9 protein-coding genes are annotated in these 12762 nt (G+C 63.6%); 6 read left to right on the top strand and 3 right to left on the bottom strand.

The window, feature by feature from the left end:
- Nucleotides 1–90 precede the first annotated feature (90 nt).
- On the top strand, nucleotides 91–2436 hold the full coding sequence (locus CHB97_RS07015; RefSeq protein ID WP_089287233.1) for a TonB-dependent receptor: 2346 nt from the start codon (nucleotides 91–93) through the stop codon (nucleotides 2434–2436).
- A 72-nt stretch (nucleotides 2437–2508) separates the two neighbouring features.
- Here CHB97_RS07015 and CHB97_RS07010 read toward each other — a convergent pair whose 3' ends face one another.
- Nucleotides 2509–3660 carry an iron-containing alcohol dehydrogenase gene (locus tag CHB97_RS07010; protein ID WP_089287232.1) on the bottom strand — a complete coding sequence of 384 codons (1152 nt, stop codon included), beginning with the start codon at nucleotides 3658–3660 and terminating at the stop codon, nucleotides 2509–2511.
- A 127-nt stretch (nucleotides 3661–3787) separates the two neighbouring features.
- On the bottom strand, nucleotides 3788–4459 hold the full coding sequence (locus CHB97_RS07005; protein ID WP_089287231.1) for a glutathione S-transferase family protein: 672 nt from the start codon (nucleotides 4457–4459) through the stop codon (nucleotides 3788–3790).
- A 105-nt stretch (nucleotides 4460–4564) separates the two neighbouring features.
- Between CHB97_RS07005 and CHB97_RS07000 the strand changes: the two genes are divergently transcribed.
- The 4 genes from CHB97_RS07000 (at nucleotide 4565) to CHB97_RS06985 (ending at nucleotide 8667) form a co-directional block, all read left to right on the top strand.
- Nucleotides 4565–5950 (top strand): M17 family metallopeptidase, encoded by a 1386-nt coding sequence (locus CHB97_RS07000; RefSeq protein WP_089287230.1) that lies wholly within the window; start codon nucleotides 4565–4567, stop codon nucleotides 5948–5950.
- 117 nt (nucleotides 5951–6067) lie between these two features.
- Nucleotides 6068–6514, top strand: a complete 447-nt coding sequence (locus CHB97_RS06995) for a MarR family transcriptional regulator (RefSeq protein WP_089287229.1) — start codon at nucleotides 6068–6070, stop codon at nucleotides 6512–6514.
- Nucleotides 6511–7362 (top strand): NlpC/P60 family protein, encoded by an 852-nt coding sequence (locus CHB97_RS06990; protein WP_089287228.1) that lies wholly within the window; start codon nucleotides 6511–6513, stop codon nucleotides 7360–7362. The genes CHB97_RS06995 and CHB97_RS06990 overlap by 4 nt, the downstream gene beginning before the upstream one ends.
- Nucleotides 7363–7674: 312 nt before the next feature.
- Nucleotides 7675–8667 (top strand): asparaginase, encoded by a 993-nt coding sequence (locus CHB97_RS06985; RefSeq protein ID WP_089287227.1) that lies wholly within the window; start codon nucleotides 7675–7677, stop codon nucleotides 8665–8667.
- A 19-nt stretch (nucleotides 8668–8686) separates the two neighbouring features.
- Here the strand turns inward: CHB97_RS06985 and CHB97_RS06980 are convergent, their stop codons facing one another.
- Nucleotides 8687–10708 (bottom strand): ATP-binding protein, encoded by a 2022-nt coding sequence (locus CHB97_RS06980; RefSeq protein ID WP_160105629.1) that lies wholly within the window; start codon nucleotides 10706–10708, stop codon nucleotides 8687–8689.
- 445 nt (nucleotides 10709–11153) lie between these two features.
- On the opposite strand from CHB97_RS06980, the gene CHB97_RS06975 reads away from it, so the two are divergent.
- Complete coding sequence (locus CHB97_RS06975; protein WP_160105627.1) at nucleotides 11154–12578, top strand: OprO/OprP family phosphate-selective porin; 1425 nt, start codon at nucleotides 11154–11156, stop codon at nucleotides 12576–12578.
- Nucleotides 12579–12762 lie beyond the last annotated feature (184 nt).

The raw sequence follows: 12762 nt of genomic DNA, 5'->3' as shown, positions 1-12762 counted from the left end.
CCCCTGGGCGCGGGGACGGGGCCTTGCTGCCTGCTTTCCGGTGATGTCCGGGCCAAAGACCATAACCAACAAACATAGAGGGGAAGGAAAATGACACGTCCATGGAAGGCTATGCGTACCGCCTTGTTGCTGTCGGCCAGCACCATGCTTGTTTCGGCAGCGGCCCTGGCGGCTGAAACCGACGCATCGGACGATGTGCTGGCGGAAATCGTGGTGACGGCACAGAAGGTGAAGGAGACGCTGGGCAAGGCGCCCATCGCCGTTTCCGTGCTGAACCCGGATATCCTGGACCGCCAGAATATTACGGTGGCGAGTGATCTGGTCACCACGGTGCCGAACCTGCAGTTCAGCCAGAACGGCTTTGCCATGCGTGGCATCGGCAGCAATAACGGCTTCAGCGGTTATTCCACGGTGGCGACGCAGGTGGATGGCATCTATGCCCCCTTTGCCACCACGCTGACGCTGGGCATGTTTGATATCGGCGCCATTGAGGTGCTGCGCGGGCCGCAGGGCACCGTGCATGGCCGCAACGCCACGGCGGGCGTGGTGAACATCAATACGGCTGATCCGGGCAACGATTATGCCGTCAGCGGTGACGTGCAATATGGATCGCATCAGGATGTGCAGGTCCGCCTGCACACGGACCTGCCGGTGGCCGATAATTTCGCCCTGCGTGTCTCTGCCTTCCGGCATGTCAATGACGGGCTGTCGCCGCGATATTCGGCCCAGGACCGGTTCGACAAGACGGACCAGACCGGGGTGCGCCTCACCAGCCGCTGGAACATTGCCGATAATCTGACCTGGCGCCTATCGCTGAATTATGGCCAGGATGAGGGTACATCCCCGCTGATCTATCTGGCCAATTATAATTATTATCCCAATGCTGATCTGAAGTCGGGCCGCTTCGGCCCGGCAGAGATCATAAACACCCATGAACCCAATCCTGGCATCCAGAAGGTGCGCGACAATGGCAAGGATGTACAGGAATACACCGCCCGTTCCCGGCTGACCTGGGAGATTTCCGACGCGGTGACGGCAACCTATCTGGCCGGCTATTCCGTGTTGAAAAATGATGGTGTGGTGGTCAGCACCGGCGTCTTCTCGCAAGAATATCTGGACCAGCGCCAGAAGGCCAGTTCCCACGAACTGGATATCAATTACGAGGCGGAGCGGATTTCACTGGTCGGCGGCGGTTATTATTATTGGGACGACACACCGTCTGGCCAGCGCCTGCTGCACGCCGGCAATACGGCACCGGCCCCGTTCGCCAGCGTGTTCAACGCCTTCGGCCCCATCTCGGCCGGTACCGGCAAGCAGATTTCCACCATTGCTGCTGTGGATGTGGTGAACAGCTATACAGATTGGGGCAGTGAATCCGCAGCCGTGTTTGCCCAGGGCACCTTCCGCGTGACGGACCGGTTCCGTCTGCTGGCCGGTCTGCGCTCCACCTGGGACACGGTGCATGGTGGCCAGCAGGAACTGGTCTGCCTCGGCGGCACCGTCACCCGGCAAAATATCAACAGCACCACCTGCCCGGCCGGCGGCCTGGGCCTGACGGACGACCGGGCGCGCGCGTCGGAGAAATTCAGCAAGGTCAGTTGGAAGGCGGGGTTGGACTATGATTTCACCGATGAGATCATGGGCTATGCCACGGTCAGCACCGGCTATCGTGCCGGTGGATTGCAATCCAGCACCAACCCGGCCCCCTATAGAAGCTATCGGCCGGAAACGGTGACGAACTATGAAGCCGGGTTGCGCGGTAACCTGCTGGATCGCAAGCTGTTCCTGTCGGCGACCCTGTTCAACATGGATTACCAGGATTTGCAGGTTTCCAGCGTGATCAGCACCGCCACCGGCCCGGTGGCGGTCACCACCAATGCTGCCAAGGCGCGTATCCGGGGTGTGGAACTGGAAAGCCTGTTCCGCCCCACGCGCAACGACCGCATCTCGGCCTATCTCTCCTATCTGGATGGGAAATATAAGCGTTTCCCCAATGCATCGGACAATCTGCACAGCGCCGATGTGATGTATAATATCTTCGCCCCCATCATGGGCTATGCGCCCATTCCTGGTGCGGTGGCGGATTTCTCCGGCAACCGGCTGGCCAATGCCCCACGCTGGAGCGCGCGGCTGGGCTATGAGCATATTTTCGATCTGCCGGGCGGCAGCACGCTTAGCCCTGCAATCGATTTCTATGTGCAGTCAAAGACGTTCAGCGACAGTGCCAATTATGTGCAGGGTCGCAATGGCGGTTATAGCAAGACGGACCTGAACCTGCGCTGGGACAGCGCCGATCAGCGCTATTTCGCCAATGCCTTCGTCAATAATGTGGAAGACAAGCGCGTGGCCAATCAGACCACCGTGGCCTGGAGTTCCACGACCTCCAGCTATAACCCCGGGCGCACGGTTGGCCTGCGCGTGGGGGCGAGCTTCTAGGATGCCTTTGGCTTAACCTTCCTCCCACGGCCCCGCTATCCTGTGCAACAGGGTGCGGGGCCGCTTTTTTTCTCACCAGGCGGCCTGATAGATGGCCAGCGCGTCGGCTTCCAGAATGGGGCGCGGGTTGTTGACCAGCAGGCGCTGTTGCAGCATCGCGTCCTTGGCCATCTGCGGCAGGTCGGCTTCCGTCACGCCCACGGCGCGCATCTGCTGCGGCAGGCCGCTTTCGCGCGACAGGGTGACCATGGCTGCCACCAGCCCTTCCGCCTGTGCGCTTGGGGACAGGCCGGCCAGCGAAGGGTCGACCAGCGGGGCCAGTTCGGCATAAAGCGGGGCCGTCACCGGCATGTTGAAGGCCATCACATGCGGCAGCACCAGCGCGTTGGACAGGCCGTGCGGTACATGGAACAGCCCGCCCAGCGGATAGGCCAGGGCATGGACGCCCGCCACCGGCGCATTGGCGAAGGCAACACCCGCCAGATGGGCACCCAGCAGCATGGCGCTGCGCGCTTCCACATCGCCGGGCGTGCGGCAGGCCTTCAGCAGGTTGGCCGACAGCAGGCGCAGCGCTTCGCGTGCCAGCATGTCCGACATCGGGTTTTTCAGCCGGGCACTGGTATAGGATTCGATGGCGTGAACCATGGCATCAATGCCGGTGGCCGCCGTCACGTGCGGCGGCAGGCCCAGGGTCAGCAGCGGGTCCAGCACGCTGACATTGGGCAGCAGAACCCCGGCGCTGACACCGCGCTTTTCGCCATTGCCGACGGAGATGACGGTGACGGGCGTGGCCTCAGACCCCGTGCCGGCCGTGGTGGGGACCAGCAACAGGGGCAGGCGCTTGCCCTTGGCCTGTTCCACACCCCAGATCGTTTCCAGATCATCGCCGGAGGCCAGCAGATAGGCTGCCAGTTTGGCCACATCCATTGGGCTGCCACCGCCCACGCCCAGCACGGAAACAGCGCCCGCCGCCCGGCCGGCGGCCACGGTGGCCAGCACGGTCTCGCGCGAGGGATCGGGCTCCACCGCATCGAAAATGCTGACGGGGATGCCGGCCTTTTCCAATGCCTCCAGCACTGGGGCCAGCAGGCCCAGGCTGCGCACGCCCTTGTCCGTCACCAGCAGGCAGGGCCCCGCCGGCAGATGGTCTGCCACCTGTCCGGCCGTGCCGGGGCCGCTCAACACGCGGGGACCATAGCGGAAGCGGAAGGACGGGGCGGACATGGGCGGGCTCCCTGATGGCGGTTTGCGGGCGGTGGTTGCCTTATCGGATGCAGCGGTAATGCCGGGACCACGGGCCGCCCATGGAAATATTCCGGGGTGGCCACATGGCGGATAAAGGGCGGCTGGATCAGATGTTCAGGTAATCAATCACCCAGGGTTCCTGCGCTGCGGCCGCCACCCATTCCCGCATGGCGGGCAGGGCGAAGATGGCCTCGATATAGGCGTCGGCCTCTGGCGTCAGCACAACACCCTTCCAGCCGCGCAGCCGCACGCAGACCGGGGCATACATGGCATCCGCGATGGTGAAATGGCCGAACAGGAAGGGGCCACCGGCCCCGAATCGGGCGCGGCAGTCGGCCCACAGCGCCTGGATACGGGCGATATCGCCGGCAGCGGACGCCACCCGCTCCGGCACATCATGCACCTGATGCAGATCGAAGAACAGATTGCGGCGCAAATCCATGAAACCGGAATGCATTTCCGCCGCCACCGAGCGGGCCACGGCGCGGGCCTTGGCATCGGCGGGCCACAGCTGCGCCTGGGGGAATAGTTCCGCCACATAGTCGCAGATGGCCAGGCTATCCCAGACGGTCAGATCGCCCTGCTTCAGCACCGGGGCCTTGCCGGTGGGACCATGGGCCAGCAGCGCCTGCCTTGTCTCCGGCGTGCGCAGCGGCACCAGCACCTCCTGAAATGTTGCACCGGCGGCGCGCAGCGCCAGCCAGGGGCGCAGCGACCAGGAGGAATAACGCTTATTGGCGATCACCAGGGTCAGGTCGGTGGGGGGCGTCGTCGTCATCTCAGCTTCACCATTGCGATGGGGGCCGGGGGAGAGTAGGGCTGGAAGAAAGGGCGACCAAGCCCGAAAATCCATACCCGTCTCTGCAAAAGGACCAAGCCCCAAGTGCTGACCTGTCTGCTGACCGCCCCCGCCGCCGATACCGTTCCCCTGACGCTGCTGACCAAGGATGCGCTGGATGGCTGGCTGAACGCCGCACCGGCGGCAGAGGCCGCCTGGGTGCGCCGCCTGGGCTTCAAGGCCACCCCCGGCAGCACCGCCCTGATCGGCGGTGCCGATGGCGCGCTGGTCCGTGTGCTGGTCGGCGTGGCAGAGAAGCTGGATATCTGGTCGCTGGCCGGTCTGCCGGGCAGCCTGCCCGCCGGCAGCTATGTCCTTGACACGGCGCTGGAGCCGGCGAAGGCCACCGCCGTTGCCACCGGCTGGGCCCTGGCCTGCTATCAGTTCACCCGCTACAAGAAATCCACTAAGAGCTTTGCCAGTTTGGTGCTGCCGGCCAATGCCGATGTGGCGGCGGTGGAGCGCTTTGCCCGCTCTGCCACGCTGGTGCGCGATCTGGTGAACACCCCGTGCGAGGATATGGGGCCGCCGGAACTGGCCGCCGCTGCCGAGGCGCTGGCAACGGAATTCGGTGCCAGCTTCAGCGTGATCGTGGGTGATGATCTGCTGGCGCAGAATTACCCGATGATCCATGCCGTCGGCCGTGCCGCCGAGAAGGCCCCGCGCCTGATTGATATCCGCTGGGGTGATGCCGCCCATCCGCTGGTCACGCTGGTCGGCAAGGGGGTCTGCTTCGACACCGGCGGGCTGGACATCAAGCCGGCTTCTTCCATGCTGATGATGAAGAAGGATATGGGCGGCGGGGCGCACGCCCTGGCGCTGGCCCGCATGGTGATGGATGCCGGGCTGCCGGTGCGGCTGCGCGTGCTGGTGCCGGCGGTGGAAAATGCCGTGGCCGGCAATGCCTTCCGCCCGATGGATATCATCCCCACCCGCAAGGGGCTGACGGTGGAAATCGGCAATACCGATGCCGAGGGCCGGTTGATTCTCTGCGACGCCTTGGCAGAGGCGGACAGCGAAAAGCCGGCCCTGCTGCTGGATTTCGCCACCCTGACCGGTGCCGCGCGGGTGGCGCTGGGGGCCGACCTGCCGGCTCTGTTCAGCAATGATGATGCGCTGGCGGCGGAGATTGCGGCGGAAGCAGCGGCAACGGATGATCCGCTGTGGCGCCTGCCGCTGTGGCAGGGCTATCGCCCGCAGCTCGACAGCAAAATCGCTGACCTGAACAATGCGCCGGGCGGCGGCATGGCCGGGGCCATCACGGCGGCCCTGTTCCTGGAACAGTTCGTCTCCAAGGACACGGTCTGGGCCCATGTCGACCTTTATTCCTGGAATGCCAGCAGCCGCCCCGGCCGCCCGGAAGGCGGGGAGGCGATGACCCTGCGCGCCTTTTTCAACGTGATCGCGAAGCGGTTTCCGCCGACGGCGTAAACCCGCTGCGGGCTGATTCGTTCCCGACTTGCCGAAAAACGCTTTATTCGGCAAACTCCGTTTCGCGTCCGGTTGCGATTTTCCGCAAAACCCGGCGCGAAGCGGTCGGGGGCGGGCATGTCACGGAACCTTGAGGCGCTGCAACTCTGGCGTGGGGCGCTGGTCGCCTCTGTCCGCAAGGACGGGCCGGACCTGTCGGCACGGCAACTGGCCCTGATGCTGACGGTCTATCTAACCCCGCCGCCCCACACGGTGCGCGGGCTGGCGCAGACATTGAACGTCTCCAAGCCCGCCATCACCCGCGCGCTGGACCGGTTGGGCCGACTGGGCTACATCAAGCGCAAGCGCGACCAGGATGATCGGCGCAACGTGTTGGTACAGCGGACCGTGAAAGGGTCTGTACATCTGGCGGAATTCGGCCAGATGGTGATCGATGCGGGGCGCACGGCCGTACCGGTTGGCGAAGATGGCGGGGCGTTTGATGCCCCGCTGGATATGAATGGCGCCGTCGCCGCTCTGGCGGTGGAAGGCGCCCGACCGGAAGCCCTGGCCCCTTCGGCATGACCGACCAAGAAATTCTCGACAAGCGCGTTCACCCGTATCGGGATGACCTCGCCGCCTCCTATCTGCGTGGCAAGGTCACGGCTGCCCGCTTCATTGACGGCGTGCCCTGCCAGATTGGGGCCGGCTTCGCCACCCTGAAGGAAGAGCCGGGCTATGAGGCACGGCAGGCATCGGAGCTGCTGCATGGTGAAGCCTTCACCGTGCTGGAAGAACATGATGGCTGGGCCTGGGGCCAGAACGGCACCGATGGTTATGTCGGCTGGCTGCGGGTGGAGGCGTTGGACGCCGACCCGGTGCCGCCGACGCACAAGGTGACGGCACTGCGCACCCTGCTCTATCCCGGTCCGGACCTGAAGCTGCCCTTCGTCGATATCCTGCCCATGGGCGCCCTGGTGGCCGTGGCGGGGGAAGAGGGGGATTGGCGTCAGTTGGCCGGTGGTGGCTGGCTGCATATCCGCCACATCGCCCCCATCGCGGAAAAGGCTGCCGACCCGGTGGCGGTGGCTGAACGCTTTGTCGGCACGCCGTACTTGTGGGGCGGGCGCACCAGTATCGGCATTGATTGTTCAGGTCTGGTGCAGGTGGCCCTGCTGGCGGCCGGCATTGCCTGCCCGCGGGACAGCGACCAGCAGCAGGCGGCCCTGGGCACGCTGGTTTCCAGCGATGGGGCGGGTTTCGCCTTCCAGCGCAGCGATCTGGTGTTCTTCCCCGGCCATGTCGGCATCATGCTGGATGGGGAAAGGCTGCTGCACGCCAACGCCTTCCATATGGAAGTGGTGGCTGAGCCGCTGGCCCACGTGATTGCCCGTGCCGGCACCAAGGGCATCAGCGCCGTCAAGCGCCTGTAATCTGGTCAGTGCCGCCGCTGCCGTGATGGCGGCGGCACTTCGCCCCATGCGGGTTTTCGGATCCCCTTTGGCTTGATTGGTGATCGGGGAATCAAGGGCTATGGCAGGGGTGATCGACAACTATTCCCCAGAGATGTCGATGGTGGCGTATGGGCGGCTCGCCCCCGGCGGGCGGGGCGTGATCGGCGTGCCGCTTCTGCCAGCTTTGTTCACCGCTGCAGCGGGGCACCATCGCTCTCTGGGCACTGGTAGTGTTCAGCTGCCAGGCATATCTGCGCATTCATCTGTTATTGGCATGGGCAGAAGTTTCACATGAGCGGCATTTCCCTGTTCATTCTCGGCGGGACCATTCTGTCGATCGCCGGCAAGGCATCCCCTGCCGATAGTGCATCCCTGCTGCGCCAGGCCGGTATCGATCCGGTCGGCCCGATCAGCGTCAACCGCTGGCGCAATGTCGGCAGTCAGAACCTGCGTATCACCGATCTCGTCGCCCTGGCGACGGAGATTGAGCGGCAGGCGGCCGCCGGTACCCAGGGCTTCATCGTCGTCCAGGGGACCGATACGATGGAGGAAACAGGTTTCCTGCTGTCGCTGCTGTTGCCGGCTGACATCCCGCTGGTACTGACCGGCGCGATGCGGACGGCCGACGCGCCGGGGGCAGACGGGCCCGGCAATCTCAATGATGCCATTCTTACGGTGCGGGCCCTGTGCGGCCTTGCCCTTGGCCCCATCATCTGCATGAATGGGGAACTGCATGGCGTCCGCCATGTGCGCAAGGTTGATGCCGGGCGTATTGGGGCCTTCGCGTCCCCCGGCATTGGCCCCTTGGGCACAGTGGTAACGGGGCGGGTGCGGCTGTTACAGCGACCCTTGCCCCAGCCCGGCCCCTATCCCTTGCCGGAGCCGGCTGACCTGCCCCGTGTCGCCCTGGTCAGCGTAGGGCTGGATAGCGATCCGCTCTTGATTGAGGCCTTTGCCGACCGGCAATGGCAGGGGCTGGTGGTGGAAGGTGTTGGATCCGGCCATGTGCCGCAGCCCCTGGCCGCCCCGCTGATTCGGCTGGCCGGAGAACGCCCGGTGATCCTGGTCAGCCGTTGCGGCGGCGGCGATACCGACGCCGAGGGCACCTATCAGGGGAAGGGGACAGCCTCCCATCTGATCGCCAACGGCCTGATTGATGGCGGCCCGCTCCAGGGCCGCAAGGCAAGGCTTTTATTGACCATCCTGCTGGCCCAGGCGGCCGACCCGGCCTCTGTTCGCGCCGCCCTGGCCCCTTGGGCCGCGCTGGGCCTGTTGGCGGGCTGAGGGGCCGGCCTTTAGCCGGTCAGGGCGCTGCGGTCAACGGTTGCTGCACCCGCGCTGCCGGGAGGCGCACGGTGACGGTAGTCCCCCGGCCGGGGCTGCTTTGCAGGGTTAGGCTGCCGCCATGGGCCTCCGTATAGCCCTTGGCCAGCGGCAGCCCCAGGCCTGCCCCGGCCTGACGCCTTGCCAGCCCCGTATCGACCTGGGCAAAAGGTTCCACGGCAAGGCGCATTGCTTCCACCGACATGCCGATCCCCTTATCAGCCACCTTGAAGATGACGTCGCCCGACCCCGGTTCCAACCCGGCGCTCACCTGCACCTCCCCCGGTCCTTCCGTGAAGGTGACGGCATTGCCGATCAGGTTGACCAGGGTCTGCTTCAACCGCACCTCATCGCCCAACACACGCAGGCCGCTTTGCGTCGCCCTTATCATCAAACGAACACCCCGATCTGCCGCTTTTTGGGCCGTTAACCGTTCCACGCGGTCCAGCAAGCTGCCAACATCCACCCAGCCTTCCCGCAGCTCAAGCTCCCCAGCATCCAGCCGTGCAATATCCAGCAGATCATTGACCAGACGCAGCAGATAAACGCCGCCATCATGAATATCGACCGCATAGTCACGATATTGCGGCGCCCCCAGATGACCCAGCAACTCATCCCGCAGGATGGCAGAAAAGCCGATAATAGCATTTAAGGGGGTGCGCAATTCGTGGCTGATATTGGCCAGAAAATGCACTTTCGCCCGATCGGCAACGACGGCCCTGGCTTCGGCCGCATGAACCTGTGCCCGCCGCGCCAGTTCCACCCGGCGGTCCCGGGCGAAGAGAATCATCTCGTCATCGCCCATCTTGGTGATGGGATGCAGGCACAGCTCAACAGGAATGGTTGCTCCCTGTTGATTGAGCAGTTCCAGCTGGTGCCATTGCGCGCCGTCGCCCGGCGATGTCGCCTCTGGATGCAAAAGCCGTTGAAAGGCCACCCGGCCAACCGGTGCCACAAGATCGACAAAGCTGCGCCCTTGCAGCTCTGCCGCAGAGGCAACGGCGAACAAGGCGCAACCCGCCGGGTTGATCAGTTCCACCCGGCCGTTGCGCAGCAGGCAGAGCAGATCAGGCACGCTGTCAGCCATAACCTGTGCGCGGGTGCGCAGGCGTTGCAGCGACGACACCTCAACCATGTCCTGAAGCACGTTACGCTGCACCCGCTGCAACACCGCAAAGGCCCCCCCGAGCAGCAGCAACAGCAGCGGAACCAAAAACCAGCTGAGTTTCATTAAAAAGCCCAAAGCCGGCATCGGGGCAGGCCAGGATAACCAGGCAACGGGTGGGGCATTGGCCGGTGCCAGTGCCTCGCGCAAAGGCATGTCCAGACGGAAAAGGCCGGATGCTGGTCGCATGAAGAGGATATCGACCTCTTCCAGCAAGGGGCGGATCATGGACTGAACCGCGGGTCGGTCCAGGGTCTTCATAAAAACCATGACCTTCCCGTCAGAAAGGGGCAGGCCGCCTTCCTCCCGTCTGATATCTGCCACAGCGGTCAAAAACAGGCCGCCATTGACCGACACAACCCCGGTTATCGCGCTGGGCCGCCCCGGCGGTGTCGCATGGGCCTGTTGCACCATCCGTTGCATGGCGGGGGGAATCGGTCCCCACTTATCCGGGTCAGGCAGGCTCTTGCCATTTACTGAGGCATAGACGACCTTGCCATCATGGCTTATCACAATACTGGCCGTGATCTGGTGCACGGCACCAAGATAGACGCCGATATTGCGATCAGCCCATTCCAGATCCGTTCTATCGACAAGATGATCAACGGCCTCACCCCAGGCAGCGTAATCAATGGTGGTGCTGGAGAGTGCCCGTTCCGCGTTGGCGAATGCTTCTTCCATATTGCGGCGGGATTTGTCTGCTTCCGCCATGTCATAATAGATGGCGGAGATGGCAAGCGCCGTTACCATGACCAGCATACAGATCGCCAGAAGCAACAAAATCGGCACCACGATCTGGCTGGTGCCACAGCGACGATTGCCCCGCTGGGCTGGCATGGCCAAGGATTGATAGGGCGCTCGCTTGCCCTCATCTCCCGATCTCAATGCGTTAGGGGACGGCATCCATGTTCCTGGTCTTGACGCATTGCTGTTGCTTTTGAAAGCCGGCCCCATAGTTCCCGCTATCACCTTGCCTTTCAATCATTATTTGTGCCGACCTTCCCAGCCGCTGCAATGCCGCCTAGCTATGGTGGCCCGAGGCGGGCGGCTTGAAAGGATTTCTGGCGGGATCGGCCCTATCGGAAGGGCTGCCAAATCGCGTGTTCAATATGCAACACCGGCCGTCAGTCATTTTACTGCAACAAAACCACATCAAATCGGTAATAGGCTTTTGGTAGCCCTCCGGCGGGGCTTGGGACGATCCGACCTAGTTTTCGGCGCGGTGCCGACAGCGGAACGTTATCCGGCTTTTCTCGGCGCGAATCCCACCGGAGAAACAACAATGACCTTCAAGACTTCCCTGCTGGCCGGCACGATGCTCGGCGCGGCCTTCATTGCCGCCCCGGCCATGGCCCAGAGCGCGGGTAGCGCTTCCCAGGCTCAGCTGGACGCTCTGGCCCAGCAGATCCAGGCCCTGCAGGGCCAGCTGACCAGCCTGAAGGACAGCGTCGCCAAGGACAAGGTCGCGACGGAAAAGAAGCTGGCCGACCTGCCGAAGGTGACGGCTGATGGCGGCCGTATGCGCGTGCAGACCGCCGACAAGAAGTTCGACGTGGCCCTGCGCGCCCGTATCCACATGGATTACGGCACCTGGGTGCACAAGGATAACTTCACCACCGACGCCACCGACGGTTTCCAGCTGCGCCGCGCCTTCCTGGGCGTTGCCGGCACCGTGTACAATGACTGGGGCTTTGAGTTTACCGGCAACTTCGCCAACGACCGTGGCGGTGCGTCGCAGATCCAGGCTGCCAACATCACCTATAACGGCATCAAGAACAGCCAGGTGATCCTGGGCGTGTTCCAGCCGAAATTCACCCTGGATGACAGCACGTCCTCCAACGACATCGCCTTCATGGAACGCGCCCCGATTGGCAACATCGTTGTCGGTATCGGCGGTTCCGACAGCCGTACCGGTGTCGGTATCTCCACCAAGGGTGACAATTACTTCCTCGCTGGTTACGTGACCGGCAATCAGACCGGCACCACCGGCACCATCGACGACATGGTCAATCTGCTGGGCCGCGCTGCTTATCAGTTCTACAGCAGCAACGAAGGCGGTGCTGGTATCGGTGTGTCGGGTGTCTATCAGGTCACCCCGCAGGCCGCTGCCCGCACCAGCGCCACCCAGATCACCACCACCGCTTCGTTCGGTGACCGCCCGGGCCTGCGTATCGGCGGTAACCGCACCTCGCTTACCAGCACCGGCACGATCAACCAGATCGAAGGTCAGTGGGCCTATGGCGCCGACCTGGGCGCCAACTTCAAGAACTTCTGGGTCGCCGGCGAATATTATGTGTTCGGCGCCGACACCGAAGAGCGTCTGCCGGGCACCACCACCCGCAACAGCTTCCAGGATCCGGAATTCGACGGCTACTACGTCTCCGCTGGTTACATCCTGACCGGCGAGCGTCGCAGCTACAAGCCGGGTGAATGGACGGGCGTGAAGCCGGCCTGGCCGGTTGGCCAGAACGGCTTTGGCGCTTGGGAACTGGCAGCCCGTTACTCAACCGTCAACCTGATCGACCGCGCTGGTGGTGTTGCTGGCAGCGGCACCGGTGAGGAAAAGAACTGGACCATCGGTGTGAACTGGTACGTGAACAACGCCATCCGCTTCATGCTGAACTATGTCAACACCACGGTTGACCGCCCGAACGGCACCGATCAGGGCCTGGACGCGGTTGCCCTGCGTATGCAGTTCCAGTTCTGATCCCTGTTGGGACCAGGATATTTAAGGGCAAGGCCCGCCGGTCACTCGACCGGCGGGCCTTCGCTTTTTAAATGTTCCCAGCGGGTGAAAATCCACAAATTGGGTCGGTTTTTTCTGCTTTATCTGGAATGTGTCGGTGTTGGACCGTGTTGGGTGGGGCTGTGGTCCGTTGGTCACCGTCGGC

The organism is Azospirillum sp. RU38E, assembly GCF_900188385.1.
Lineage (GTDB): Bacteria > Pseudomonadota > Alphaproteobacteria > Azospirillales > Azospirillaceae > Niveispirillum.
The sequence above is the reverse complement of the archived record's forward strand: the minus strand, read 5'-3'. Positions and strand labels throughout refer to the sequence as shown.

Coding starts and splice junctions, on each gene's coding strand:
- CHB97_RS07015 (WP_089287233.1), top strand. CDS start 91: ATGACACGTCCATGGAAGGCTATGCGTACCGCCTTGTTGCTGTCGGCC.
- CHB97_RS07010 (WP_089287232.1), bottom strand. CDS start 3,660: ATGTCCGCCCCGTCCTTCCGCTTCCGCTATGGTCCCCGCGTGTTGAGC.
- CHB97_RS07005 (WP_089287231.1), bottom strand. CDS start 4,459: ATGACGACGACGCCCCCCACCGACCTGACCCTGGTGATCGCCAATAAG.
- CHB97_RS06995 (WP_089287229.1), top strand. CDS start 6,068: ATGTCACGGAACCTTGAGGCGCTGCAACTCTGGCGTGGGGCGCTGGTC.
- CHB97_RS06990 (WP_089287228.1), top strand. CDS start 6,511: ATGACCGACCAAGAAATTCTCGACAAGCGCGTTCACCCGTATCGGGAT.
- CHB97_RS06985 (WP_089287227.1), top strand. CDS start 7,675: ATGAGCGGCATTTCCCTGTTCATTCTCGGCGGGACCATTCTGTCGATC.
- CHB97_RS06980 (WP_160105629.1), bottom strand. CDS start 10,708: ATGCCAGCCCAGCGGGGCAATCGTCGCTGTGGCACCAGCCAGATCGTG.
- CHB97_RS06975 (WP_160105627.1), top strand. CDS start 11,154: ATGACCTTCAAGACTTCCCTGCTGGCCGGCACGATGCTCGGCGCGGCC.